The sequence below is a fragment of the Paenibacillus sp. J2TS4 genome, from assembly GCF_018403245.1.
Taxonomy (GTDB): Bacteria; Bacillota; Bacilli; order Paenibacillales; family NBRC-103111; genus Paenibacillus_L.
In genome coordinates this window covers 107,897-133,056 of record NZ_BOSH01000005.1, presented here as the reverse complement: position 1 = coordinate 133,056, position 25,160 = coordinate 107,897, and the positions used below count along the sequence as shown (strand labels likewise).

Annotated in this window: 17 protein-coding genes; 13 read left to right on the top strand and 4 right to left on the bottom strand. The window is 50.5% G+C overall.

The annotated features are described in order from the left end of the window. The first annotated feature begins 8 nt into the window (after window positions 1-8). From KJS69_RS12890 to KJS69_RS12875, 4 genes are all read left to right on the top strand, one after another. A complete protein-coding gene (locus KJS69_RS12890; RefSeq protein WP_213584185.1) occupies window positions 9-887 on the top strand; it encodes a carbohydrate ABC transporter permease in 879 nt (292 codons plus the stop codon). A gap of 257 nt (window positions 888-1,144) precedes the next feature. After that, window positions 1,145-2,200 carry a zinc-dependent alcohol dehydrogenase gene (locus tag KJS69_RS12885; RefSeq protein ID WP_213584184.1) on the top strand — a complete coding sequence of 352 codons (1,056 nt, stop codon included), beginning with the start codon at window positions 1,145-1,147 and terminating at the stop codon, window positions 2,198-2,200. Window positions 2,201-2,359: 159 nt separating this feature from the next. Continuing rightward, complete coding sequence (locus tag KJS69_RS12880) at window positions 2,360-3,556, top strand: M20 family metallopeptidase (protein ID WP_213584183.1); 1,197 nt, start codon at window positions 2,360-2,362, stop codon at window positions 3,554-3,556. Further along, window positions 3,540-4,313 (top strand): SDR family NAD(P)-dependent oxidoreductase, encoded by a 774-nt coding sequence (locus tag KJS69_RS12875; RefSeq protein ID WP_213584182.1) that lies wholly within the window; start codon window positions 3,540-3,542, stop codon window positions 4,311-4,313. The genes KJS69_RS12880 and KJS69_RS12875 overlap by 17 nt, the downstream gene beginning before the upstream one ends. A 115-nt stretch (window positions 4,314-4,428) precedes the next feature. Here the strand turns inward: KJS69_RS12875 and KJS69_RS12870 are convergent, their stop codons facing one another. Beyond that, window positions 4,429-5,817: an extracellular solute-binding protein gene (locus KJS69_RS12870; protein WP_213584181.1), complete on the bottom strand. Its 1,389-nt coding sequence runs from the start codon at window positions 5,815-5,817 to the stop codon at window positions 4,429-4,431. Between the two features lie 54 nt (window positions 5,818-5,871). Next, entirely contained in the window at window positions 5,872-8,250 is a 2,379-nt protein-coding gene (locus KJS69_RS12865; protein WP_213584180.1) for a hypothetical protein, read from the bottom strand. Window positions 8,251-8,597: 347 nt separating this feature from the next. Here KJS69_RS12865 and KJS69_RS12860 point away from each other — a divergent pair, with 347 nt between their 5' ends. The 4 genes from KJS69_RS12860 to KJS69_RS12845 all read left to right on the top strand — a co-directional run bounded on the left by KJS69_RS12860 (window position 8,598) and on the right by KJS69_RS12845 (window position 13,501). Next, entirely contained in the window at window positions 8,598-9,278 is a 681-nt protein-coding gene (locus KJS69_RS12860) for a response regulator transcription factor (protein ID WP_213584179.1), read from the top strand. A gap of 2 nt (window positions 9,279-9,280) precedes the next feature. Beyond that, on the top strand, window positions 9,281-10,198 hold the full coding sequence (locus tag KJS69_RS12855) for a sensor histidine kinase (RefSeq protein WP_213584178.1): 918 nt from the start codon (window positions 9,281-9,283) through the stop codon (window positions 10,196-10,198). A 68-nt stretch (window positions 10,199-10,266) separates the two neighbouring features. Next, window positions 10,267-10,959 carry an ABC transporter ATP-binding protein gene (locus tag KJS69_RS12850; RefSeq protein WP_213584177.1) on the top strand — a complete coding sequence of 231 codons (693 nt, stop codon included), beginning with the start codon at window positions 10,267-10,269 and terminating at the stop codon, window positions 10,957-10,959. Then, a complete protein-coding gene (locus KJS69_RS12845; protein ID WP_213584176.1) occupies window positions 10,949-13,501 on the top strand; it encodes an ABC transporter permease in 2,553 nt (850 codons plus the stop codon). Before KJS69_RS12850 ends, KJS69_RS12845 begins: the two co-directional genes overlap by 11 nt. A 208-nt stretch (window positions 13,502-13,709) precedes the next feature. On the opposite strand, the gene KJS69_RS12840 is transcribed toward KJS69_RS12845, so the two are convergent. Next, complete coding sequence (locus tag KJS69_RS12840; RefSeq protein ID WP_213584175.1) at window positions 13,710-13,874, bottom strand: hypothetical protein; 165 nt, start codon at window positions 13,872-13,874, stop codon at window positions 13,710-13,712. Between the two features lie 548 nt (window positions 13,875-14,422). Here KJS69_RS12840 and KJS69_RS12835 point away from each other — a divergent pair. Then, window positions 14,423-16,006: a stalk domain-containing protein gene (locus KJS69_RS12835; protein ID WP_213584174.1), complete on the top strand. Its 1,584-nt coding sequence runs from the start codon at window positions 14,423-14,425 to the stop codon at window positions 16,004-16,006. 301 nt (window positions 16,007-16,307) lie between these two features. Here KJS69_RS12835 and KJS69_RS12830 read toward each other — a convergent pair whose 3' ends face one another. After that, the gene (locus KJS69_RS12830; RefSeq protein WP_213584173.1) at window positions 16,308-18,260 is read right to left on the bottom strand and encodes a hypothetical protein; all 1,953 of its coding nucleotides are present in this window, start codon (window positions 18,258-18,260) and stop codon (window positions 16,308-16,310) included. A gap of 705 nt (window positions 18,261-18,965) precedes the next feature. Between KJS69_RS12830 and KJS69_RS12825 the strand changes: the two genes are divergently transcribed. The 4 genes from KJS69_RS12825 to KJS69_RS12810 all read left to right on the top strand — a co-directional run bounded on the left by KJS69_RS12825 (window position 18,966) and on the right by KJS69_RS12810 (window position 25,138). Beyond that, window positions 18,966-21,116 carry a DUF4855 domain-containing protein gene (locus KJS69_RS12825; RefSeq protein WP_213584172.1) on the top strand — a complete coding sequence of 717 codons (2,151 nt, stop codon included), beginning with the start codon at window positions 18,966-18,968 and terminating at the stop codon, window positions 21,114-21,116. Window positions 21,117-21,720: 604 nt separating this feature from the next. Next, window positions 21,721-23,256 (top strand): glycoside hydrolase family 3 protein, encoded by a 1,536-nt coding sequence (locus tag KJS69_RS12820; protein ID WP_213584171.1) that lies wholly within the window; start codon window positions 21,721-21,723, stop codon window positions 23,254-23,256. 101 nt (window positions 23,257-23,357) lie between these two features. After that, window positions 23,358-24,266: an ABC transporter permease gene (locus KJS69_RS12815; protein WP_213584170.1), complete on the top strand. Its 909-nt coding sequence runs from the start codon at window positions 23,358-23,360 to the stop codon at window positions 24,264-24,266. Then, window positions 24,266-25,138 carry a carbohydrate ABC transporter permease gene (locus KJS69_RS12810; RefSeq protein WP_213584169.1) on the top strand — a complete coding sequence of 291 codons (873 nt, stop codon included), beginning with the start codon at window positions 24,266-24,268 and terminating at the stop codon, window positions 25,136-25,138. Before KJS69_RS12815 ends, KJS69_RS12810 begins: the two co-directional genes overlap by 1 nt. The last annotated feature ends 22 nt before the right edge of the window (window positions 25,139-25,160 follow it).

Sequence of the window (25,160 nt, the reverse complement as noted above, 5' to 3'; positions counted from 1 at the left end):
GCATTAAGTTGGTTATTAAAAGAACTTGGGGAGAAAGACTGTTTGACAGCTTAAATACGGTGTTTTTGTTATTATGCTCGGTAGTGTTTCTATATCCGATGTGGTATGTCCTGATTTCGTCATTCAGCGATGCCTATGCGATCGCTTCGGGTCAGGTCAAGCTATTCCCGGTAGGCTTTAATCTGAATGCTTACAAGCTGGTTTTTTCGGATGATAATATTTGGACTTCCTATGGCAACACGATTTTTTATGTGGTAGTGGGAACGATCATTAACCTGATCATGACTACACTGGGGGCTTACCCGTTGTCCAGAAAAGGGCTGCACGGTAAAAATATAATCATGGCGTTTATTGTGTTCACCATGTTTTTTAGCGGCGGTCTAATCCCGGCTTATCTTAACATTCGCGAGCTGGGCTTGTTTGACACCCGCTGGGCATTGCTCCTGCCTGGTGCGGTCAGCGCGTTTAACCTGATCGTGATGAGAACCTTCTTCCAGTCCATTCCGGACAGCTTGATTGAATCGGCGAAGATTGACGGAGCGCATGATTTTAAGGTGTTGTGGAAAATTGTCCTCCCCTTGTCCATGCCCGTTATTGCGGTAATGACTTTATTTTATGCGGTGGGACACTGGAACAGCTGGTTCGGGGCGATGATTTATTTACAGGATAGATCGCTATTCCCGCTGCAATTGATTTTAAGGGAAATTCTTATTCAATCCTCGGCGCAGAACATGTTATCCAGCGTAAACGTTGACGAGGCCAATCGGATAAGCGAATCGATTAAATACGCGACGATCATTGTGGCTACAGTGCCTATTCTCGTTATTTATCCTTTTCTGCAAAGATTTTTCGTTAAAGGCGTCATGATCGGAGCTATTAAAGAATAAAGTTCGAAAAAAACAGACTATATAAATGGAACTACAGATTTCAAAGCTCATGAAGAGGAGAAAGAAAGATGCTTCCAGGGCGAGTTTTGGCTTTGTATTCCTACCATCCGAAGGCCGAACCAATAAAAAAGGAATACAAAACAAGATGTTTGAAGCTTCGGAGGCACTTTCCTTCGGAACGGAATGATCGCTTTCTTTAGTGCCACCTATATATATAGGCAGATTTTCTTTTTTGTTGAGAAGGGAAGGAGAGAAACATGAAAGCTGTTGTATCCCAGGGAGGAAGCATCCAGGCCGGGGACGTTCCCGAGCCGAAGTTAGAAGACGGTTGTGTCCTTGTACAGACCGAATATTCAGCTATTAGTCCAGGTACCGAAATTATGATGAACGGGCATAGCTATTCATCCCCTACCGTGTTAGGCTACAGTGCAGCAGGTGTGGTCAAGGCGGTCGGAAAGCATGTCGACGGAATTCAAGTCGGGCAGAGGGTCGCTTGTTATGGAGCTCCTTATGTCAAGCATGCGGAATGGCTGTCGGTTCCCAAGCATTTGGCGGTACCTGTTCCGGATCATGTATCATTAATGGAAGCATCCACGGTAGGCTTAGGCGCTATTGCGATTCATGCGCTCAGACAGGCTTCCTTGCAATTTGGAGAAACGATGCTGCTGATTGGCGCGGGCATCCTGGGACAAATAACGGCTCAGATTGCACAAGCGGCCGGATATCGGGTTATCGTTTCGGATTTGATAAAGAATCGCTGTCGGAAGGCGGAGGAGCTTGGCATCCGCCATGTATGTCGCAGTAACGAGCAGGTAGAGGCGAAGCTGAAAGAGCTGACGGACGGACGTGGCGCGGATGCCGTTCTTGTATGCGCCAGCAGCAAAACCGGCGAGTTGATGGATCAATCGCTTAAATGGATTCGCGACCGGGGCAAAGTAGTGGTTGTGGGAGATCTTAAGCTTGATTTTTCCCGCGAGCTGATGTTTAGCAAAGAAGCCCAGGTGCTCATTTCCCGAGCGGGGGGTCCCGGTCGTTATGATTCGATTTATGAAAAGGAAGGCTTTGATTACCCGATCGGTTATGTGCGGTGGACGGAAGGCCGGAACATGGAGGAGTATATTCGTCTGATGGCGGAAGGAGATCTTCAGGTGGGCCCGCTGCTAACAGAGGTTTATCCGATTGAGCAATGCGCCGAAGCGTACCGCCGCTATTCCGAATCGCCCTATGACATTCTGGGAGCGGTGCTGGAATATCCCGCAGCTTCCGGTCTGACCGAGCAGGAAGAGGAAGCGGCACCCGGTGCCCGGCGATAACAATCGCTGGCGCACTTATGGGGGAGTGGAAGGAGTATGATGTTTGAAGCTTCGGAGGCCCTTTCCTTCGGAACGGAATGGAAGCTTTTCATATATTGCTGCATCTATAATCAAGACAAGAGAGAGGTTTATACAAGCTTCTTGGGGAGGAGGCACAGGATGAAATCGGCACCGTCGTTATTATCGTTGCTCGATGTGAAGAGACTTGTTCAGGATACGCTGGATCTGGTCCGTATCCCGAGTGTAACCGGCAATACCGCAGAAGTGGCACAGCATTATCAAAGACTGCTGGAGGAAGTGGGCTGCCGGGTCGAACGGCATGAATTCTACCCGGGCAATCCTACCTTGGTCGCCACCTTCGGGCCGCCCAGTGAAGGGAAAAGGCTGATTTTCAACGGTCATATGGATGTCGTTCCTTTGCCCCATACACCGGCCAAGATAGAGGGGGAGCGGCTGTATGGCCGGGGAACGTGCGATATGAAGGGCTCCTTGGCTGCGATCATCGAAGTGCTGCGGGTGATCAAGCAAAGCGACGCGAAATTGAACGGTCAACTAATGGTGATTGCCAACAGTCTTCACGAAAGCCCGGGCGGACGAGGGGAAGATCTGCTCGAGCTGACCGCGCGATACCATTATGAGGCGGACGCTGTCGTCGTCATGGAGGGGGCCTCGACCGAATGTACAGTAGCCCAAATGGGCTCCGCCACTTTTCGCATCGATATTCTGCGGGAGGGAGAGCCGAGTCACCAGTTACATACTCCGCTTGGCACGCCCCATCCGATTTCGGTTGCGGCCGAAGTGATTCAGGAGCTGGACAGACGCAATGCGGAGCTGGCGCAACAGGACATAGCGGATATTGGCACGGCCTCCTATTTTGTCGGTTCGGCGCACAGCGGGGAATTTTATAACCAGATGCCGAATCATGCATGTCTGGATGGGGTAAGACGCTATGGTCCGGAGGAGCGGTTCGAGGAGGTGGAGCGGGAGCTGCGGGAATTGCTGAAGCCGCTGGCCGATCGGAATCGGATCGAGATCGGGGTAGCGATGGAGAAGGTTCGGGATGGCTACCGGATCGACAAGGACAGTCCGGTCGTCGAAGCCTTCGTGCAAGCGGTGCAGGAAATAAGCGGGCAAACCGTGCCCAAGGCAGGTAAAAAGCTGGTGACGGACGCAGGCATATTTGTCAACGCCTGGGGGATTCCTGCTTTGTGTCACGGACCGGATCAAGTTTCCGCTCATGGAGAAACGGAATTCGTAGAAATCCGCGAGCTCGAGCGGACCGCTCAAGTTTATTTGACGTTTATCGGTAACTATTTGGGATGGAGCGGAGGGGATGCCGATGCGGCTAAAGGGTAAAAGAGCGGTCGTCACAGGCGGAGCCCGGGGCATTGGCCGCGCGATTGTCGAGCTGTTTGTTAGCGAAGGGGCCCGGGTCTACGTGCTGGATCGCAGAGAAGAGGAGCTGTCTTCGCTTGCGGAGGACAGCGCTCTTCCTGCGGGACAAATTCGGACGGCAGTCTGTGACATTAGCGAGGAAGCATCCTTGCAGAACGCCATGGATACAATTTCCCGGGAATGGGGCGGGCTCGATATTCTGGTCAACAATGCGGGCATCGCTGTCCGCGAGTCTTTCCTGGACATTCCCGCCGCTAACTGGGACCAGATTATGAATGTGAACGTTGGCGGCATGTTTCGCTTAAGTCAATGGGCTTCCCGTCTCATGGTGGAACAGGGAACAGGCGGTGCCATCGTCAATATGTCGTCCAAAAATGGTCTGGCGGGAAGCACATTCCTCGCCCATTACAATGCTTCCAAAGGCGCGGTGGAATTGCTGACCCGCTCGATGGCGGCAGAGCTTGCGACTCATGGCATTCGCGTTAACGCAGTCGCTCCCGGCTTTATCGATACAACAATTAATGGCGATTTGAAAAAAGACGGGGAGCAGGCGCTGGACCTCGACGAGCTGGCAGCCCGCACGCCGATGAAGCGGTTAGGTACAGCGCGGGAGGTAGCGCAGGTGTTCCTCTTCCTCGCTTCCGAGGAAGCTTCCTACGTGACGGGCACCACCGTTCTGGTGGACGGAGGCCATTTGGCCAACGCTTCCGATTTCTAGAGTGGATTGACTTTGTCGGCATCATTCTACTATAACGCGCGTCTATTCAGGCGCGCGTTTCTTCGTCTGAGTAGTAGTAGGACGACTAGACTCACTATCTATCGCCATCTAATGATCAGAGTTCAGGCGGGGGGAGTCGCTGGCCAACTTGCTCAACCTGCCGGCAGAAGGCCTCTTCGTTCGCCAGGCCGGCCCAGAACAGCTTGAGCTCTTCACCGAGCGCGGTCAGTTCCGTAGCCGTTAGACTCAAATCCGTGAAATAACGAAACCCGGGAATCGTTTCTCGAAACAGCGAGAATCGAGAGGGTGCGGACTTGGACTCTTCGCCGATCCATTCGGCTGCCGATTTACGGGCGGGCAAGCTGTAGGTTTGCCGGCGAATGACGAGCTGGGCTTCTGAAGAAGTAAGAAACTCGACCAATTGGACGGCCGCTTCCTTGACAGGGGAGCGGCCGCTTACGGCTAATCCCGTATTGAGCAGCAGCGTCATAGGGGTGCCCAGATGAGGAACGGGCGCTACATCGAACGACAGCGGCTCCTCCGATAAATAGTTTAAATAGAAGTAGCTGGTCAATATAATGGAAGCTTGGCCCTTGGCCAGCATTCGCTCTGATTCGCCTGTCGTTACCCCGGTGAATAGATGCGGAATGTCGCGCAGCATGGTCCCGCAGTTGCGAATGGCCTCCATCATTTTCGTTCCGGCCAGCCGAATTCTGCCATCCTTGCTGCGTTCGAACGATAATCCGGACTGCAGCAGGAACAGCGGCCAGCGGTGGTAGGAGAGCAGATCGCCGTGAAAGCCGAGACGCTCCCCGGGGACCGCCAACCTCGCGGCATAGTTTAGCAAATCCGGCCACTGCCAGCTGCTGTCGGGCTCCGGAATGCCCGTATCCCGAAAGTGTTCCCGATTGTAGCAAAGAATAAGCGGCGAGAAAATAAAGGGCTGAGCGAGAAGCGAGCCATTGACCGTAAAGGCATCGGACAAGAAGGAATAAATATCTTCTTCTCGCTTTAGCGGTGCCAGCAAATCGATATGGCTCTTTTCCTGAAGCTCTTGAAAATTCGTGTAGTTCATCATGGCGGCATCGATAATGCCGCCCGTTAAATAATGGTGAAGATATTCGTAGTTTTTGCTGGATACAGGAACCATCTGCACGCGAATAGCCGGGAATTTCTTGTGAAACAGCGCCAGAAGCTGCTCCAGATCCGCTTCACGGGTAACGGAAGGATGGAAACCAAGCTTGACGGTAACGCCGGTATCGTCGGACGGTCCGAGGACTTTGGTGCCGACTCGTGGAATTTTGGCTATTAGCTTCTCGGATACCAGCACGTCCAAGCCTTTGCGCACCGTCTGGTTGCTTAGGCTGTATTGCTCGGCGAATGCTTTTTCGGATGGCAAATAGTCTCCCGCTTTTCGCTGGCCAGACCGAATTTCTTCCCGCAGCGTTTGAATGAATTGGTTCAAGCGCATGCGGGACTTTTCGCGTAAATTTCGTTTTTCCATGGCAAGACCTCATTTTCCAACAAAGCCATAATACTCTCTATTAGTAAGATAATATCATATAATCATATTACCTTCGCTGTGCTTGACGTTATTTTTCTCCGCAGGCAGCGATGCACGGTTTACGCTCTGTTCGATGCAGGAGGTCATGAAGAAATAATTGCCGTTGCCGAAGGCGTTGTCTAATGCGATATATTGTCCCCCTACAAAGCGGGAGCCTATGGCCTTGAAGCGGTTTGTTCCGCCCTGAATCAGAAAATGCGCCGTATCCGGGGTCGAGGGCTGACTGGAATAATCGCCCAAATTCCATGTGACGTTATTGGTGGGATCTGAGCTTTTCAGGAACGCTTTCGCTCCATTGGTCCCGCTAAATACGGCGCCGCCTCCCACTGTAATTGACTGGTCGGTAAGGAGCTCCGGATTCGTACCGTCCCGATTAGTTTTGTCCCAGGCTCCGGTCAGCACGAAGCCGCAATCGATTAAGCCGCCGCCCTGAATGACGATTTCTTTACTGCCTATGTTCACTTGACCGGCCGCCGGAGAGGCTCCTTTGAACCAGGTGTTGACCAGAGTAAGACGGTTAATGCTGCCGATGTTTACGTCTTCTACATTGTAGAACTCGCTATTTTGGATCATAAGGTCTCCATTGATCGGAGTATAGCCTACAGATTCGGTTCCTTGCCGGATGGGGCGGGCGATTTCATATCCTTTCAGCATGCCGAACCCGCAGCTGTCGATTATATTTTTTCTTTTGGAACGGGAAGAGCCCTTGGACAGGGTAATCATTGCTTCTGCGGTACAGCCCCTCATATTTAAGCCGTCTACATTAACCCATATCGATCCGGAGTTGGACAATCCCTCCTTCACGTAGGCATGGCAGTCCTCCAAAGTCAGATCGGTCAACCGTTTGTTGGCAACAATCCGGGTGGCTCTGTGCTTCTTGACGGTGACCCGCTTGGCGCTATCTCCCCAATGAGTTCCGCTGTTGGCGAACGATAGCAGTCCGGAATTGCCGATATAGACAAGGTCATGCTCGAATTGCCCGTGAGTAACGAACGGACCGTAATCATCGCCATCGCCATGGCAGTTCTCCACAAGGCAGTAGGCGGCGCAAGTAAAATCATTCAAGTGGCGGGCGTTGCTAGTATTGCAATCTTTGACGTGTCCATACAGCACATTGATCTGTTGGGTCAAATATCCGGTGCCGCCCCAATCCCGCTCTTCCGGATTGATCAGCTCGCATTGTTCGGTTACGTAATGGGAGCAGTAACGACGCATAACTACAGGCCAGAATACCCCTGTCGCCCGGATGCCGGATACGTCACATTCAACCGCGAATTCGTAGGCTACCGGATTGGAGCCGATTTGGTCCCAGGTTTCAAACGGCCGTTGAGTGGTCGAACCATTCGGCGGAACCGGGTTGCCCGTAAACTTCATGTTTCGCACATGGCAGCGGAAGACCGGCATCTTCTTCTGGTATGTAATCTGGCGTCCGGAGGCAAGGGGCCAGCCCAGCTTGTAATTGACCCGAATATGGGTAGCATCGATAATTTCGGTTACTTTAAGCAGATAGTCCAGTTCCCGCTGGGCATTGCCTTGTGGGAGATTGCTGACTTGAACGTGCCACCATTCGTCCACCTGGAAGACGGAGGAATTGGACACCTCGAGAATGTCGGTCCCTTCCGCTAGCTCGGCCGTCAAAGTAGTGGAATAGCTTGGGCCGATGGAGGTCCCTTGAAAGAAGAGAACCGCGCCAAAAGGGTTATCCCTTGTGTTGAGTTCAATCCCCTCTGTAGTAACCTCATGTCCATGGAAATTGATCTCCAGGTTACTGCGATAGAAGGTATGGCGTCTGGTGAAATTCAAGTCCGTATGCGCTTCAATACGATGAATCGATTCATCATTCACCATAGCCTCTAAAGCGTCATCGGCATTCTTGTCCGGCCCAAATAAGCCGAACCAGCGAAAATCCGCTACTCCGTTATGTACTGTTTCCCAACGCCCGGTTTGACTCTGGTTGCCGCCCTTTACTTCATGAACCGTTCCGCCATTGTCCGCTTTGGTGCTTGAAGCCCTCCAGCAGACGAGCTTGGCTCCCCCGTCCCCGTCGGCATAATATCCTCCGACGTGCACCTTGGTCCCTTCCTTAAGCTGGCCCTTCGGCAGTGCAAGAAGAGCTTGCACATGGGGCACATATAGCATAGAGCGAGCATTGCCATTGGAGGTAAGCTCGGTAGTGCCATGATCCCCATCATCGTTTCTAGAAGAAGATTTGTCATCGGCAAAGACGAGCCCGGGAGCCAAAGCGCTTCCTGTCAGCAGGGCGCCTCCCAAGCCGAGTGCTTTCAGCATTTTGCGCCGGCTAATGGCGGGGGATTGTTCTTCCTTCGCCGGGTCGGTCCCGGCATGGTTTTGAGTCTGTGGATTTTTTTCCATTATTAACCCTCCATTTTCATAGTTGGCACGGATTCGACTCCTTCATAGCCAAACCGTTTAAACGCTTGATTTTTTCTGGTTTGTTTCTGGTTCACTATTAATATAGTACGAACAATTGAAAGCGTTGTCAACATTGAACAAAGGCCGCCCAAACAGGAGTAGGGGCGGCGTTTTGTGTTCGATAGCAGGAAGGAGGCGCCCATCTGTGCCCGTCCCGTTTACTTTTATCTATTCGTTTAAACGTATATATTTATAGCAGGTGATTGATGTTTGGGGGACCCCAAGGATGCTCCAAAGCTGCAGGACCCGCGCTTGAAGCAGGGGAAGGATAACAACGGAGGTTCGGTATGAAAACCATTTTAATACTGGAAGATGATGATCATTTAAATCGTGGCATTGCGTTTACCTTTGAAAAGGACGGCTATCACACCGTTTCGGCAAGCAATATTAAAGAAGGGAAACGGAGGCTGGAACAGCATAAAACGGACCTGATAATACTGGATTTAGGGTTGCCGGACGGGAATGGAATGGATTGGTGCAAAGAGATTAGGACGCACTCAACAATTCCTATTATCATGCTGACAGCTTGCGACTTGGAAACGGACGAGGTATCCGGACTGTTGGCTGGTGCGGATGACTACATTACTAAGCCGTTTTCACTCTCTGTTCTCCGCGCAAGGGTAGAAGCCCTGCTCCGCCGCACGGAGGTTGAAAGCCGCCATGTCATCCGTTCAGGCAAATACAGGCTGGACACAGATCTTTGCAAGTTTTTCTGCGAAGATGAAGAAATCCCGATCAGTGCTACGGAATACAGGCTGCTCGCTTTTTTGCTGACAAATGCCGGACAAGTGCTTTCCAAGGAGCAAATATTAGCCTCCCTGTGGGATAATGAAGGCCACTTTGTGGATGAGAACACGCTGCGGGTCAACATCAGCCGCTTGCGCGCAAAGCTGGAGGAAGACCTGAAAAGTCCCCGAATCATCAAGACCATTCATGGAATGGGCTATATTTGGATGGGTGGGATGTAAGGATGGCGCTTGCGGTTGCGATCTTCATCGTCGTTATTTTATGCTCTCTGACTATTTTTTTCTGTTATGTCTACGTAAGAAAAAACTTTGATTCCATGGATAAGGTATTGGACAGCGTATTAAATAAGAATGCGGAGCCGTCCCCCGAAACGGAGGTCGACAGCCGTCTTTCCAAGCTGAATCACAAAGCGATGAGAATCATCCAAATGAACTTGTCGGACATTTCGCAAACCAAGCAGGAAAAAGAAAAGATCCAAAGCTTCATATCGGATATGTCTCATCAGATGAAAACACCCTTGTCCGGTGTCTCCATGTATACCGACCTGCTTCTGGAAGGAAATATTACTGCAGCCGAGCAACAGGAATTTTTATCACGCATAAAAGCGGGAACGGAAAAGCTGCAATGGCTGATGGATAGTCTTGTAAAAATGTCAAGGCTGGAGGTGGGAGCTATCGAATTGTCCCCTGTTCCCGCAGGGATCAGGCAAACTATTTCCGATAGCATAAGCAGCGTATACGGGGCGGCGGCAAGGAAGAACCTTTCTATTCATACGGCTTGTTCAGATGATGTATTCCTGCTCCACGACCGCAAATGGACATGTGAGGCTATAACGAACATCTTGGAAAATGCAGTCAAATATTCCCCGCCAAACGGAGAAATCCATATATCCGTGGAAGCCTTGCCCATTTACACAAAAATCGGCATTACGGATTATGGCATTGGTATTGCACCCGAGGAGTGGAACTTTATCTTTAAGAGGTTTTACCGCGGGAGGGACGCCAAGACTGTGGACGGGGCAGGTCTGGGGCTTTATTTGGCCTCCTTGATTCTTCAAAAACAAGGCGGTTATATTCTTGTGGATTCCAAGCCGGGGAAATATACGACATTTTCATTATTCTTACAAAACTGTAAGAAATAAATCTTGATTTGTTAGGGGTCTGTAAGAACTGCGGTTTATCATGAAAGCATAGGAGAAGGGAGGTCACCATGTCCGTTTTGAAAACAGAAGCTTTAATAAAATATTATGGAAAAGCCCCTAACATCGTCAAGGCGTTGGATGGTATTGATCTGGAAATACAGGAAGGTGAATTTGTCGCTGTTGTGGGTACGTCAGGTTCGGGAAAAAGCACTCTCCTGCATATGTTGGGAGGCTTGGATACGCCAACGGGCGGCAAAGTGATTGTCGGCGGCAACGATATTTCAAGAATGACGGCTGAACAGCTTACCATCTTCCGTCGCAGGAATGTAGGTTTTGTATTCCAGAATTATAATCTTGTTCCGATCCTGAACGTGTATGAGAATATCGTTTTGCCTATTGAACTGGATGGGAACCGTGTGGATGAAGGCTTTGTAAACAAAATTATTGAAACCCTGGGCCTTGCAGAAAAGAAAAACAATCTGCCGAGTCATCTTTCCGGCGGGCAGCAGCAGCGAGTCGCCATTGCCCGCGCCCTGGCAACAAAGCCGTCTATTCTTCTCGCGGACGAGCCTACAGGCAACCTTGACAGCAAGACCAGCCAGGATGTGTTGGGGATTTTAAAAATGACCTCCACCAAGTTTCATCAGACCATGGTGATGATTACCCATAATGAGCAAATTGCTCAGCTGGCCGACCGGGTGATCCGGATGGAGGACGGCAGAATCGTCGCCGCGGAAGGGCGGCGATGGCATGAGGAATAACAACCGGGCCATTGTAATGAGGCTATCGAAACAAAGCTTTCTGGCAAATAAAAGCCGGAATCTATTTGCGCTGATTGCCATTGTACTTACCACTGTTCTGATTACGGCTGTGTTGACTATGGCCATAAGTCTTTCTGACGGTATGCAGCAGATGCTGATACACAAATACGGACGCAGTACGCAAGTTGATTTTCAATACCTCACCAAAGATGAGGCGCAGCGTGTGGCCGCACATCCATTAATCAAGGAATACGGCGTATCAAGACTGATTGCTCAGACCAGCGAGGGTGTATGCCGTCAGACACCTTGTGAAATCTACACGGCGGACGAAAGTTTTACCGAGTATACCTTCAGCCAACCAACGACGGGCAGGATGCCCGTAGCAGAGAATGAAATCGCCCTGATGGGCTGGATTTTAGATGCGATGGGTTTGCCGCAAGAATTGGGGCAGGCCGTACATTTGGATTTTGAAATAGCCGGGATACTATACAGCATGGATTTCACCGTCAGTGGTTTTTGGGATAGCGATATCCATCTTAGACCCTATGGCAGGGCATATCTCTCCGAAGCTTTGGCCGACAAGCTGCTTGCAGGTGTGGACCCTGCACAGACGCGCATGGGCGGCAGTTATTACGGTGTGACCAAGCTAACGGCCAATATCAACGGAAGTTTGTCCGAGCTTGAGGAAAATGTGGATACTATCGTCAAAGATACCGGCATAGACGCGGAAGCGGCGGGAGTTTTCTTGAACGGCGCCTATACCTCAACAACGGCGAACGGAGGAACGATAGCGGCGATGGCCTTGATCATTGCCATTATACTGGTGAGCGGCTATCTTCTCATCTACAATATTTTCTACATTTCCGTCATGCGGGATGTGAAGTTTTATGGTCTGCTTAAAACAATCGGTACAACACAGAAGCAAATTGGACGTATCGTGAATGTTCAGGCGCTGCTGCTTTGTGCAATCGGCATACCTGTTGGCCTGGTGTTGGGGTATCTGCTCGGTATTGGGTTGATTCCCGTTCTTCTCAGCTTCGTCAACATTGATTACATGGCAACGCCCCCCAATCCGTGGATATTCCTGCTTGGAGCGGCCATAGCACTGGTCACTGTGTTGATAAGTTGCCATGGCCCTGCCACAAGAGCAGGCAAAGTCAGCCCCATGGAGGCAGTGCGTTACACCCATGTTTCGCTTGCTCCTGCAAAAAAGACAAAGCGTGGCGGGCGCGGAGCGAAAATATCCCGGATGGCGTGGTCCAATCTCTTCCGCAGCCGGAAAAAGGCGTCCCTTGTCATCGCCTCCCTGTCTGTCGGGCTGATCCTATTTAACATTGTCTACACCTATGTGTCCAGCTTTGACGTAAATAAATTCCTGCGATCTTATATTAACGGTGATTTTCTGATAGCCGGCACGGATTATTTTAATCTTGTCAGGCCATATGCACCAAGCTATGCGCTAAATGATGATTTGTTGTCTGAGTTGGAAGAGCTTGAAGGTGTGCAGGAAGTTGCCAAGGTTTATTATGATAACGGCTTTGCTCCCATAGAAGGTAATCTTTTCGATAATACCCATAACTTCCTGCGCAGCAGTATTTCAAATGAGAACCCGTCTCTTACGAAGCAGGAGATTGAAAGAATCATGGAAGAAAAGGACCTTGTCACTTTATACGGCGGTTTCATAAACACACAAGTCTACGGCTTTGACAGTTATTGGCTGGATAAGCTGGAGGAAAACGTGATAGAAGGAAATTTCGATCGTGAAAAATTTTTGTCAGGCGATTATTTGCTGCTTGGATACGGCGAGGACATGGTGAAGATCGGTGATACCGTTACCTTACATTTAGGCAGTAAGGAAGGAGAGAAGCGCAGCTATAAGGTTATGGGCAGGGTGAATTATAGTGAACTGCATTCTTTGAGTGCACACTTCATCTCCATGCCGGGATTTTCCGTGTATCTGCCGTTCTCCGAGTTTGATAAACTTTCAAATCCCGATGTCATGTCAGCTACGGTTATAGCAGATGAAGCTTACATTGACAGCCTCCAGACAGAAATTGGTGCGCTGCTTGCGGATGATCCCGAGGTGGATTTCCGTTCCCGTTCTGATTATATCACCGAGATGAAAAGCGATAATCGGCAATTTGCGCTCATTGGCTTTACATTATGCGTCGTAATTTTGCTCATCGGAATCCTGAATTTTATTAACACCACCTTGACCAATATTTTCTCCCGCCGACAGGAGCTCGCCATGCTCGAAAGTGTAGGTATGACAGCCGTACAAGGCAAAAAGATGCTTGTTCTCGAAGGGGTGTATTATATCGGAATGACGCTGTTTATCTTTGTAACGGCCGGCTATGCGATCAGTTACGCTGCTGTCCATACCGTTGTTCAGGGAAGTGCCGCTTATACTTATCATTTCACTTTCATGCCACTTATTATTTGTTTTCCGGTACTGCTGCTTTTGGCATGTATCCTGCCAATACAGGTGTATAGAAGAATATCAAAGGATAGCGTTGTCCAACGGCTTAGGGAAAACGAATAGCACAAGCAATAAACCTATATCGGCCGATAAACCTACAAAGCAAACTGCCTAGTTATTAGGCATAGGCACGAGTGGTTCAATGCGTTGATCTATATCCGCGACCGCCAGATGTGGATACTGCAGCTTCAGCTGCGGGAAATTCTGATTAACACGTCGCAGTTCATCGATCAGCAGACGCAGAACGCCTTAATCGGGGGAGGCCCCGTCGTCACCCTAAAATATGAAAATGGCCGCGCTGATGCTGACCGTACTCCCTATTATCATTGTCTATCCTTTCGGCCAGAAATATTTCATCCATGGCCAGCTCGTCGGAGCGGTGAAAGGATAGATGCTGCTTATAGCTGCTTAAAGGATGCTTATAAAAGCTGCGCAATCCAATGCGATCCCGCTTGATTGCGCAGTTTTTTATATTTGTCTAAACGTTTCTCCTCTATGGAGTTAGCTGTGGCGATGGCGTGGGGATGGTCAACCCCCGTGCCAGTGCTTGACGCCCAATTTCCTTTTAGCGAAATGGAGGAGGATTGAAGTGCAAAAATGCCTCTTAGATCCAACCTTTTTCACAAAATGGGCATTCAGGTGCAAAAGTACCCTTTAAATTGGTGAAATCATCATTTTTTTAGAATCGTGGAAAATAGAGCGCATTTTTACACCATAATCTCAAAAATAGCTAGAACGATAGAATTGGGGGGTACAATTGCACCTTATTTTGTTTTCCTACCTAACCCCAGACCGCTTGCCATGATATTCAAAGCGAGCACCTTTCGCATAAGGTACGTCACAAATTCATCTGTTTTATACCAAATTTTTAAATAATATGTGGTATATTCCATTTATACATAATTTGTTGTTGATTACATTAACGGGAGACTCGATCCCAATGTTGCTGAGCTGAATATTCAATGGAAAGGATGAGGTTGTTGGATGCTGTTTAAGATCACGCTTTTATTGGCCAGTCTTGGGTTAGGATTTGCCGTTATGCCCGAAGCATCATCGGCGGAAGAAGAGCCATTACAATCAACCATCATTGAAGATTACGGGACGATGATTCCTTCTGATAAGATCGAGGTGACTCCAATAGATCAATTCAAATGGGCGGACCCCGAATATTACTCGAAGCCTTTTCTTAGCAAGGAATTAAGAAAATGGGCGGAATCAGCAAAAGATGAAGAGTCCATTGAGGCCGCCATGATCGTAAGAGAAGCGAAGGCTTCGGAATTTGAACAGAAATTCAGAGAAGCGTTCGGGGATACGTCTGAGTTGGTCCAAGTGCATCCTATCCGTTTCCACACACGGCTAACCAAGGAGATGATGGACCAGCTTCTAACCTGGGAGGAAATGATTCTCATCAGCCCGGTGGATTTCGAGGTGCCCTTGTATAACCCGAACGATTATGGGGCCATAAGACCTCCGGGTATGTATGTGGATGGTAAACAAGTTGAGTTCGAACGCTTTCCGCTTCTTGAGAACGGCACGACCTATGTTCCTCTGAAACAGGCCGGTGAATCGATGGGTGCCACCGTGACATGGGAAGCATCAACCCATGAGATCGATATAACTAAGGGAGAAAGCGTCATCCGTTATTCCATTGACGAAGATTTGGCGATTCGAAACGGTCAGCCTATGGATTTTCCGGTAGAAATACGAGATGGAGTTTCCTATATTCCGGTCAGGAAACTGGGGGATGCGTTAGGCTGTTTGGCAGGCTGGGAAGACAAAGCTCATAAAGTAGTTGGAAGCTGCGCTCCTAAAACCAAAGTCAAGGTGAAAGACGTTATAGATGGAATTACATTGCTGGTGGATTGGAACGGGGAAGAACAAAAGCTTAGGTTAGCCGGTGTCGATGTCGGAACGATGGAAAGAAGTTATGGAAATATCGCTATCCAGAAGGCTTATCAATACACCAAAGAGCATTTAGATGATCAAGAGGTTTGGGTCCAATGGGTAGAATCGAAGGAGGAGCCATTGGACATCCCACGAGGCTTCGTCTTCCTGGAAGACGGCAAATTTTTCGATGCCTCCATGATCTCAAGCGGGTATGCGAGTTCAGGCTGCTGCAGCTCTGCCTGGTCTCCCTTCTTGAATGAACTTAGCTGGCAAGCGATAGATAGAAAAATAGGTGTGAATGGCGAAAAGCTCTTGGATGGGGTACATTCTATGTATCATCCGGTAGGAATCTCGCGAATAGATGCGGATGGGGCAGTCATCATCTCCAACTTCCCCGAAATGGACGAAAAAGACCTTTCCGGCTGGATATTGGTCAGTTCCAAAGGAGGGGAAGTGTTTCAATTTCCCGAAGGCACCGTAATAGGTTCAGCCAGTCGAATTATTATCATGACCGGAGAGAGTGCTGTTCGCGGGATCAGGGAGAGCAGCGGGACGGTATTCAGCGACCGGTATTTTATCTGGACTACCGAGAGTATATGGGACGGTGTAGACGACGAAGTAATTCTGTATGACGAGGTCGGATATGAAATTGATCGTTATAAAGTAGAATGGCAAAAATAAATTTTGGTCCTGTCTTAATCGATGTGAAAGGAGTCATAAGTTGCGAATAGGGTGAGAAAGGCGATTTAAATCGTTTCTGAGCGAAAGGGATATTAGTCAAAAGGGGTTCAAAACTAGGATAGAAAAGAGCTTACTGTGCTCTTCTCGCTTTCATGTGATGCCCCTCCCAATATCTTGGCAAATCTCCCCAAGTGAAGACCGTGCCGAAAATAATATTCAAGTCAAAAAAGACTGCACGGTCTAAGCGTTTCTCCTTGGATCGTGCAGTCTTTTGAGTTCTTCTTGCCAACGTTCGTTGCATTTATTGCTGCTTATGCAGAGGCTTCAGCTTCTCTTCTAACAGCCCCATATAAAGCCCCGCAGAGATTTCCGCCACGGTCCATCCCGATTCGATCGCCCATGGACCCCAGCCGACGTCCGCCGGAGAGCCGAATACTTCCATCAGCTCCACATCGAACGCGCGTGCCCAAGCCCCGTTGATCATTGGATCGTCGCTTTCAATTTGGGCATGGACCATGAAGCCCGCGGTTTCACTCCAACGTTCCTTGAACCAGATATCCCCTGTAATGAAATAGGCCTGCATCCAAGCTATGGGCAGCCAGTTGTTCGTATACAGCAGATCGGCAACCGGATCACCGTTGTGGCCGAGCAAGGAGCTTTCTCCTGCTCCGGCCTGATGCCGCATCGACGCCTGATACCCCTCGTCCCATTCGAGATATGCCCCGCTTGGATGGGCAAAGTTCTGCAGGTCGCGGGCCACCCGATACAGCCATTGAAGGTGCTTCTCTTCCCCCGTAACGGCATACAGCCAAGCGAGGGGAAGAATGAGCCTGCACAGCTCCTGAGTCTGGCTCTGCTCCCGTTTGGTCTCCGGGTAATGCTCCATAATCGTAGTCAGTCCTTTAACGGCTGCGGTTCTGTACTTGTCGCGCCCGGTAAGGCGGTAATAGACGCATAAAGCTGCATAATAGAATGCGTTATAGTGAGCGCTCGGCAGTTCCCCCGGCGTCGTGCTCAGACGCTCTAACTCCTCTGGCGTCAACTGATTATTGTCCGTGCGGAATCGCCGGGTTCCATCTGTACCTGTCGTATGAAGCAGGAAATCAAGGATATCGGCACACTCATCCAGCCGCTCGGTTGTCCCTTCGTAGAAGCAGCGGAACAAATGGGGGAGCAGAGCTCGCGCCACATCGTCCTGATAACAGACGCCCCAGGCTTCATCCGTCCAACGCATCATGCCGTATAAGGGGCCGGGCTCCCGGTTGACGTAATGGTCCAGTACGTAGCTCGTTAAATGGCTGGATATCCGCCGGCTGCGGGTATCGTGACCTATCAGCGAGTGCAGCCAGAACGGCAGGGCGAGCTCTCCTATACAATCGACACGGCGGGTGCGGCTGAGCCGCTGCTGGCCGGTGTAGTCGATTTCTGTTCCGAGCCCTTCCAGGGCGCCGCCTCGGCCTTCGTCGATCAGCATACCGGAGTGTCTGACCCAATGCAGTGCCCGATCCGCCGCAAGACGAATATCGGAATCGGAGACAGGGGCGGCCAACAGACGTGATTCGGCGCCGATCCGGTAGTAGCGGGGGAAATCGTCGATGCCGCCGGCGATCTCCGAGTCGTACAGCCAGTTCAGGACGTAGCTGACCAGCTTCTGCACCCGCAGCAGCGGAGCATGGCGGGCCCTCACGAAGTTCGCTAGTCGGAACGCGCAGATGAGCAGCCGGCCCTCGTCCTCAAACCATAGCGCCCTTTCGCGTATAACTTCGGACTCCTTCATCTCTGCTGCCTCCATCTGCCCATGAGCTTGGGCGACAAAGTAAGACAGAAGTGGCCGGGTCTGCGCGCATGTAAACTCGTGCGGACGAAGACGCTCACCGAACTGATCGTCGATCAGCGCTCCTTCGGGCTCATTTTCCAGCCAGCCCGATTTCGTCACAGCCAGCCGCTCGTACCGGGTAGAAGCCGGGGGCTCGAAGTATACATCCCCGATGCTGCCGACGAACTCGGCAAAAACCCGTTTGCCAGCGCGGTATGCCCGCTCAATTAACATTCTGGCGGGAGGAGGAAGCAGCATCGGCTGGGCCGCCGCTCCTCCGAGGAGGGCGATCGAATCGACTGTCGTCCAATCGACCGCCGCAGCATCGTCCGGCTTCACGACCAGCAAATGCGAGTCCAGCCTTTTCATCAGCGACAGCAAATCACTGTCTGTATCGGTAATGACGGCTGCACGCCGTCTTGGTTTTGTCTTGTCCATGTTGGAAATACCCCCTGCACCATAGTTGTCTACTAATAACGTAGCATTCAAACGATAAGGAACCAAGGGGAATATTGTTAGAATTCCAGGATTATTGTGATCGTATTGAAATCGTACCAGAGTTAAACCTTACGAAACGTGGTTCGCTTCTGATCGAATGGGATAGCGGTCAAAAGGTGATAGGGTGCACTTCACCTGATCGAATGGGATAGCAGCCAAAAGGTAAATGGGGGTCGCTCTACCTGATCGAATGGGATAACGGTCAAAAGGTGATAGGGAGTACTCTACCTGGTCGAATGGGATAGCGGTCAAAAGGTGATAGGGAGTACTCTACCTGATCGAATGGGATAGTGGTCAAAAGGTGATAGGGAGCACTTCACCTGATCGAATGGGAATGGTTATACATGGGGTTTGAAAATGACATTAAACAACTTGTCAACGCAGATTGGCAACAATGATTTTGGCGAAAGGTCACAATGATCCGTATTTTTGCACATTCCTCCTCTATTAATAGTTCTGCATTTCTGACTAGAATAAGGGCGATAACGATCCTGCCTTTAGGGGTTAACCCCCCTTGTTTGTAACCGTTTTACCTGGCAGTTCTGAATAAGCGGCTCCGCCTGAGAAGCACGTTGTGAGCTGTCGGTGGCCGGTTTTGGCTACCAGCGGGATCGTTAATAATTACAGATTAAAGGAGAGTTGTTGATGAAGGGCAAGCTTCTTGCAAAGGGAAAGGCGATCTGTCTCATGGTCATGGCACTGCTGGTGCTGAGTACGGGAATTCCTGCGATGTCACCGAAGGCGGAGGCAGCTTATTTTCCGCCGGAAAGCCCGAACGGGGCCTATCTGAAAGATTTGGTACTTATCTACAGTGGATATTATAACCCGGCCAACTATGGAGGAGAGGACATATCCGCATGGCCCCAGGAACAGTTCAGGCCGTATACCGCTTTCGTGGACAAGCAGGGCAACCGGCAAGATACGTTCTTTCAGGAATTTCTGTTCCTGGGTTTGAACAGCCCTTACGGCCACTCCTTTCATCGGGAGACGGATGTGTCCAAGGCTGGTGTCAAGCAGGATTGGGAATGGTTCCTGGACCGGATCTTTACAAGTGAGATGCTGCAGCTGAATGCGTTGAATGAGGAGACGAAGCAGACAGCCCAAGAGCTGAACCTTCCGGATTTGAAAAGTAAAGTGGTCATCATGGTTCCGTTTGCGAACGAGATCGTCACCAACTTCGGAGATGTGGACGGAGATGGCATTAGCGAAAATTTAACGACTCTAGCCGGGAGGGACAAGGTGACCCGGTGGTACATCGATCAAGTCATACAACGGTTCAATCAGAAAAATTACTCCCATCTGGAATTAAGCGGATTTTACTGGCTTAAGGAAGATATGGATACAACCAAGGCCGATGAAGTTCAATTAGTTAAAAATACAGCCGACTATATTCATGGCAAAGGAGAGTATATTTTCTGCTGGATTCCGTGGTCTCGGGCTTATGCAGCCACCCAGTGGGCTTCCTTTAACTTTGATTTTGCCATTCTGCAACCGAACCATTTTATGAACCGGGACAATACCACCACTCCGGAAACCATTAAAAACTCTGCAAATAAGGCCAATCAGGCCAGCATGGGGGTGGAGATCGAATTTGACGGTCAAATTATGAGATCGGATAAATTCCGCGAACGGTTCTATGATTATTTAAACGGCGGAGTGGAATACGGGTACATGAATAACTCCATTCTGGCCTATTATCAGGATGCCAGAGGCCTCTACGAACTGACTCGCCACCCGGCCGTCGGTTATCCGATTTACGAGGACATCTATCGCTTTGTCAAAGGAACCTATCAGGGAGATACCCAAGTGTCCACCACCTTGAACACATTCGACAGCCGCCGGTTCGCCGGCAGTTCAAGCGCCTCGACCTCTAATGCGACGGATACGGCGATGCAGGGCAAAGCTTCCATGAAGGTAGATTTCGGTCATTATGCCAACAGCCTGGTAACCGGTTATTACGGGCAGGATTTTGCCTTGAAGGACTGGAGTCCGTTCGACTCCTTCCGTATAGACGTGTTCAACCCGGCTTCCGAGGCGGGGGCTGTCACGATCATTATCGGAGATGAGAATGGTGACCAGCATTACCGTTATGCTTCCCTGTATAAAAACTCATGGAATACGGTGCGGATTCCTATATCGGACTTAATCAATGGCACGGGCGGAGCTTCCCAGGAACCAGGAACTGTTCCGATTGATGTGAGCCGGATCGCTTATATTAAGCTGGTCCAGCGAAACAATGCCCACTATCACGCTTTGCCGAACACCTATTATTTCGACAGCATGAGGCTGGTGCAGGATGACGGTATTCGTCTCAACGATCTGGAATGGCTCACCTTCGGAGGCAACAATTCCGTAAGCTTGAGCAAAACGAAGGAGACGATGAACGAGCAAAATACGGCCATTCGAATCGATTATGGAGCCTACAACGTCTCTCAGGCCTGGATGGAGGCCCCCACGCATTATAAAATCCAGGATTGGAGCGGTCAGCAGTCGTTCAAAGTCGATATTTACAATCCGAACGGCGCCGTCATGAATTTGGGGCTGAAATTTACGGACAGCTCGAATCAAACCTACTATAAGCGGGTAGGGCTGCAGCCGGGACAATGGAATACGGTTCAAGTGCCGATTTCCGATTTGGCATCCGGGGCTAACGCTACCGCAGATGAAGGGACTTCCACAGCATTGAACGTGCAGTCGATGAAAAGGATAGACTTTTATCAACGGAACAACAGCCATTATCTGGCCATGCCTAATTACTTATATATCGACAATGTGAGGTTGGGAGTTCAGGAGTAGAATCATTATTGAATATGAGAACGGTCCTTTCGCCATGAAGGGCCGTTCTTATATTTCATCGGTAAACGCGCCTGTCCAAAGGACGCCGATAGCCATTTATCCTTGTAAGTCAACTTTCGGGACCTAAATGGATTTCATGCAGCTAGTTTGCTCCGTTTTAGGCCAAAAACGAAATCTAAGTGGAAAACCTCCATCTATTTTGTGCAAAAAGAGGGATATCCGCAAAAAACCTCCATTTTAAATGCGGTATTTCCATCTAGTCTAGTCAAACTGCCCCATTCGCTTCAATTTACCTACACAAAATCCAGTTAGACGCTGATCCCCAAGGGGGCGGACGGAATAAACTTCGAAGGCCATGCATCACTCTGGTGTTCCTTTCCGCACCGCGTGGGACTCCTGGCGCGCGGTGTTTGGCGTCGCATGACGGCGGTCAACCACATGTTTGTCCGCCTGACAGGCGACTGCATCGCCAGAGGGCAAGCTGTGCAGGCTGGCGAACATCCGGTCACAATAGTACCGGAAATCGTACGTTATTCCTCTACGTTTTTATTCAACGGCCTTTTACAATGGAGCCATTGCTGGACTAAGAAACGGAGGAAACCTAATGAGCTTGCAAAAGATGAGTCTTAGAGAGAAGGTTGCACAACTGTTCACTTTCCCTGCTTTCGCTTCTTCTCTTAATGAAGAGACGCGGAAGCTGGTCACTGAGCTGAAGGCGGGGGGCATATTCCTGGGCACTTCCGCTTTAATTAATCCCCGTCAGGTAGAGGAGCTTTGCCGCGATTTACAACGGGCCTCGCTTGAGGAAGGAAGCGGCATGCCGCTGTTCATAGCGGCCGATCTCGTGGCCGGTGCCGGCTGCAAGCTTCGGGAAGGAGCCGTCCATTTCCCGAAGAACCGCGCGATTGGAGCCGGCGGGGACGAAGCGCTTGCCTATGAATCCGGGCGGATCACGGCGGAGGAATCCTTGGCGATGGGGGTTAATTTCAACTACAGCCCGGTCGTCGATATTAACAATAATCCGCTCAACCCGGTCATCGGCACCCATTCGTTTGGAGAGGATGCGGATACGGTATCCAGATTGGGCCGAGCGGTCATTCGGGGATATCAGGAGCATGGGATGATCGCCACGGCTAAGCATTTTCCGGGACATGGCGATACCCACGTCGATTCCCACGAAGCCTTGCCCGTGCTGCCCTTCGACCGGGAGCGGCTCGAACGCTTCGAATTGGCTCCCTTCCGGGAAGCGATCCAGGGCGGGGTGGATGCCGTGATGGTCGGACATATTGCCGTTCCCGCCTGGGACGACTCTTCTCTGCCGGCCTCCCTTTCCTATACTTTGACGACCGGGCTGCTTAGAGTGAGGTTGAATTTTCAGGGATTAATCGTCACGGACGGGCTGTCCATGAGAGGAATTACGAATCAATTTACGCTGGAGGAGGCCTGTGTCCGTGCTGTTCAGGCAGGGGCGGACATATTGCTCGCAACTGTAGACCGTTATGAGCAAGCAGAATCGGTGCTGGAGGCCGTTGTTACCGCGGTGGAGCAAGGGGAAATTACAGAGGCCCGCATTGAGGAATCCGCCCAGCGAATCCTACGGATTAAACAAAAGTACCGGTTAACGGCAGAGCAGTACCGGTTCCCGGATTTATCGATGGACAAGCTGAACTCTCCGGCTTCGCAGCGGATCAGCAGGGCGCTTGCGGACCAAGCGCTGACTCCTCTTCGCGGCTTGCAGCGGGGAGTGCTGGCGGGTGAGCCGCAGGAGCAGCCCTGGATTTTGGTCCGCGACGAGCATACCACCGGGTTTGCAGAGCGGCTCTGCTCAGGCTTGCCGAACCTGCGGGAAGAATCCGTTCCGAGCTACGAAGAAACGCTCGCTCTGTTATCGGAGCTCCCTGCGGATGCCCGGGTTCTGCTGGCCGTTTCCCATAACAAGCCCATGGGAGAGGCCTTCGCGGAAGCGGTCGACCGGCTGCTGGGCAGCGTGCGGAAAGGGCTGTGGATTCACTTCGGCTCCGAATACGATGTGCGGGAACGCTCCGCGCCATGCCTGCTCGCTTATGATCGCGCCCCATCCTTGCAGGCCTCTGCCGCCGCATACCTCCTCGGAGAGGAAATGGTCACAATCGTCCCATAAATTCAACGATTTTCATCTGCCCTCGGAGGCCGATCTTATCTAAAATGATGGCAGGCAAAGGGCGCAATTTCTGCCGCACCGAACAGCAAGGGGGAGTATGAATGCAAAGAAAAGGATGGCTGCGAACCATTCGTGCGGACTGGCTGCTCTATCTGTTTCTTCTACCGGGACTGCTTTATTTTATCGTCTTCAAATATTTGCCGATGTACGGCGTCATTATAGCTTTTCAAGATTACAGCCCTTTCAAAGGAATTTCGGGAAGCAGCTTTGTCGGATTCAAGCATTTTATCCGCTTTTTTGAAGATGCGGAGTTCATCACGGTTTTTCGCAATACTCTCATCATCAGTATGTACAAGCTGTTATTCGGCTTTCCGGTTCCGATTATTTTAGCGCTTATGCTCAATGAAGTGCGCAGGACATGGTTCAAGGCGACGGCGCAGACACTGTTCTACATTCCGCATTTCTTCTCCTGGGTTATTTTCGGAGGGATTGTTATTCAGGTGCTTTCCTCGAAGGGAATGATCAACTCGCTCATCTCCTGGTTCGGAGGCGATCCGGTCCTGTTTATGACACAGAAGCAATATTTCCGGGCCATTCTGGTCATCTCCGACATCGTCAAGGAGTCGGGTTGGTCCTCCATCATCTATTTGGCGGCTATCGCCGGAGTCAACCCTTCCTTATATGAAGCAGCAAGAATGGACGGAGCCCGCAAATGGCATGAGATTTGGCATATCACCTTGCCGAGTATTCGGACGACGATTGTCATTTTGTTTATACTGCAGCTTGGGAATATTCTGGAACTGGGCGTGCAGCAAGTATTCATGCTGTACAATCCGCTCGTTTATGAAGTCGGGGACATCATCGACACCTATGTGTACCGTGTCGGATTGACGGAACAAAAATACAGCTTTGCGACAGCCGTAGGTCTCTTTCAGTCCACGGTCGGGCTTATCTTGATCTACATCGCGAACGGGCTGGCGAAGCGTTTGGGCGGAGGGGGACTGTGGTAATGAGCAAATTTAATCTTTCATCCAAACTGGGAAGCTTGCTCAACTATTTGCTGCTCGCTCTGTTCGGAGCCGTGACCCTCTTTCCCTTTTTGCATGTGCTGGCCCAGTCGCTCAGCAGTCAGACGGCGGTCGTCTCCAACCGGGTGACGATATTTCCGGTCGATTTTCAAATCGAGGCTTACAAGCTGCTGCTGCAGGACGGTGCTTTCTATAAAGCCTTTGGAATATCGATCATCCGCGTAGTGGCCGGAGTGACCATCAATATGGTCGTCACCAGCCTGATGGCTTATCCGCTGTCCCGCAAGGACTTGAAGGGCCGGAGTCTCGTCATGAATCTGGTTATCTTCACCATGCTGTTCAACGGGGGATTGATCCCGTCTTTCCTGCTGCTGAAGGAACTGCACCTGCTGGATACACTGTGGGCGCTGCTGCTGCCATCCACTGTCAGTGCCTTCAATCTGATCTTGTTGAAAAACTTCTTCCAATCCGTTCCGGTCAGCCTGGAAGAATCGGCCAAAATGGACGGGGCGGGGCATGGCACGATTTTGTGGAAAATTTATATCCCGCTGTCGCTGCCGGCGGTGGCGACCCTGACCTTGTTCTATTCGGTCATGCATTGGAACAGCTACTTTGATGCGGTCATGTATATCAGCAACGTTAACCTGAATCCGCTTCAGGTGTATTTGCGAAATATGATCGTGCTTAACGACAGTAACATCGAGATGACCAACAATACGGGATTGTTCCTGGTTTCTCCGGAGACATTGAAGGCAGCGACCATTATCGCCAGCGTCATTCCGATGATCCTGATCTATCCTTTCATTCAAAAATATTTTGCCAAAGGGGTGATGCTCGGTTCGCTTAAGGAATAACGCGCTGTCTGTCCTGATGTTC

Bases quoted from the DNA above. Each gene is read 5' to 3' on its own strand.
- KJS69_RS12885 (WP_213584184.1), top strand. From the start codon at position 1,145: ATGAAAGCTGTTGTATCCCAGGGAGGAAGCATCCAGGCCGGGGACGTT.
- KJS69_RS12880 (WP_213584183.1), top strand. From the start codon at position 2,360: ATGAAATCGGCACCGTCGTTATTATCGTTGCTCGATGTGAAGAGACTT.
- KJS69_RS12875 (WP_213584182.1), top strand. From the start codon at position 3,540: ATGCGGCTAAAGGGTAAAAGAGCGGTCGTCACAGGCGGAGCCCGGGGC.
- KJS69_RS12870 (WP_213584181.1), bottom strand. From the start codon at position 5,817: ATGGAAAAACGAAATTTACGCGAAAAGTCCCGCATGCGCTTGAACCAA.
- KJS69_RS12865 (WP_213584180.1), bottom strand. From the start codon at position 8,250: ATGGAAAAAAATCCACAGACTCAAAACCATGCCGGGACCGACCCGGCG.
- KJS69_RS12860 (WP_213584179.1), top strand. From the start codon at position 8,598: ATGAAAACCATTTTAATACTGGAAGATGATGATCATTTAAATCGTGGC.
- KJS69_RS12855 (WP_213584178.1), top strand. From the start codon at position 9,281: ATGGCGCTTGCGGTTGCGATCTTCATCGTCGTTATTTTATGCTCTCTG.
- KJS69_RS12850 (WP_213584177.1), top strand. From the start codon at position 10,267: ATGTCCGTTTTGAAAACAGAAGCTTTAATAAAATATTATGGAAAAGCC.
- KJS69_RS12845 (WP_213584176.1), top strand. From the start codon at position 10,949: ATGAGGAATAACAACCGGGCCATTGTAATGAGGCTATCGAAACAAAGC.
- KJS69_RS12835 (WP_213584174.1), top strand. From the start codon at position 14,423: ATGCTGTTTAAGATCACGCTTTTATTGGCCAGTCTTGGGTTAGGATTT.
- KJS69_RS12830 (WP_213584173.1), bottom strand. From the start codon at position 18,260: ATGGACAAGACAAAACCAAGACGGCGTGCAGCCGTCATTACCGATACA.
- KJS69_RS12825 (WP_213584172.1), top strand. From the start codon at position 18,966: ATGAAGGGCAAGCTTCTTGCAAAGGGAAAGGCGATCTGTCTCATGGTC.
- KJS69_RS12820 (WP_213584171.1), top strand. From the start codon at position 21,721: ATGAGCTTGCAAAAGATGAGTCTTAGAGAGAAGGTTGCACAACTGTTC.
- KJS69_RS12815 (WP_213584170.1), top strand. From the start codon at position 23,358: ATGCAAAGAAAAGGATGGCTGCGAACCATTCGTGCGGACTGGCTGCTC.
- KJS69_RS12810 (WP_213584169.1), top strand. From the start codon at position 24,266: ATGAGCAAATTTAATCTTTCATCCAAACTGGGAAGCTTGCTCAACTAT.